At 58.1% G+C, this 1,055-nt stretch carries 1 protein-coding gene; it reads right to left on the minus strand.

Annotation, left to right across the window (positions count from 1 at the left end):
- Positions 1-15 precede the first annotated feature (15 nt).
- A protein-coding gene (locus tag J2X24_RS22450) for an IS630 family transposase (protein WP_209726329.1) occupies positions 16-962 on the minus strand; the annotation gives its coding sequence in 2 pieces (ribosomal slippage) (positions 16-623 and positions 623-962; 948 coding nt in all).
- Positions 963-1,055: the final 93 nt, after the last annotated feature.

Genomic DNA, 1,055 nt, shown 5'->3' on the forward strand with positions numbered 1-1,055 from the left:
TAGAGCAGATTCCGATCACGTAGCATCGTATCCGGCTGCGGCGAACATGTTGGCGCATTCGGCTGGTGTGAAGATGTCGATAGCCTTGGCTATTGCCGCCCATAGATCATCGACGGTACGGGCAGCCTCCTTGCGTAGGTAGGCTTTAAACTTGGCGAAGGCGTTCTCGATCGGATTGAAGTCGGGTGAGTATGGCGGCAGGAACTTGAGCTGGGCGCCTTTTGCTTCGATGGCATGTCGAGCTTCGAGATTTCGGTGCGCAGGCAAGTTGTCCAGAATGACGATGTCACCCGGCTTTAGTGTCGGCGCCAGGACCTGATCCACATAGGCGTGGAACCAATCACCTGTCATCGGGCCATCCAGGACCATGGGCGCAGTCATGCCCGACAAGCGCAGACCGCCGATAAAGGTCGTTGTCTTCCAGTGGCCATGAGGAATGGCCGATCGCAGTCTTTGTCCTCGGGGTGCGCGGCCATAAAGCCTGGCCATCTTTGTGCTGGCCCCGGTCTCATCCAGGAACACCAGCCGCTCCGGATCGAGTTCAAGCTGGCTTTCAAACCATAGCCGCCGGCGGCTCAGGACATCGGGACGGCTTTGCTCGGCCGCGTGCGCCGACTTTTTTTAAGCGTGATCTTTCGACGCTTGAAGAAGCGCCACAGCGTCGTACGTCCTGCGTGGACACCCTGGCTGGCAAGACCCTCCTGCAGTTCGTCGAGAGTGATGTCGTCCTTGGAGGCAAGGATCGTCAATATCGCCTCGGAATGGGCTTCGATAACATGAGAGCGCTGGTCCCCCCCTTGCTTCTTCGGCGAAGGATCGCCTTCCGACTGGACAAGGCTCTGCCATCGGATCGCGCTGGCTACACTTACACCAAAACGGGCCGCGGCTTGGCGCCGTGACGCACCATCCGCAATTGCCCCAACCACACGGGCACGAAGGTCCATTGACAGAGATTTCGGCATCGGTACTGGCCTCCTCCCAGCACCAAGTTTGAATCACTGTTCGGACGGAATGGGAATCCCCTATCGATTCAAACCGCTAGAAATCTGCTCTAG

This window comes from Asticcacaulis solisilvae (assembly GCF_017875235.1).
GTDB lineage: Bacteria > Pseudomonadota > Alphaproteobacteria > Caulobacterales > Caulobacteraceae > Asticcacaulis > Asticcacaulis solisilvae_A.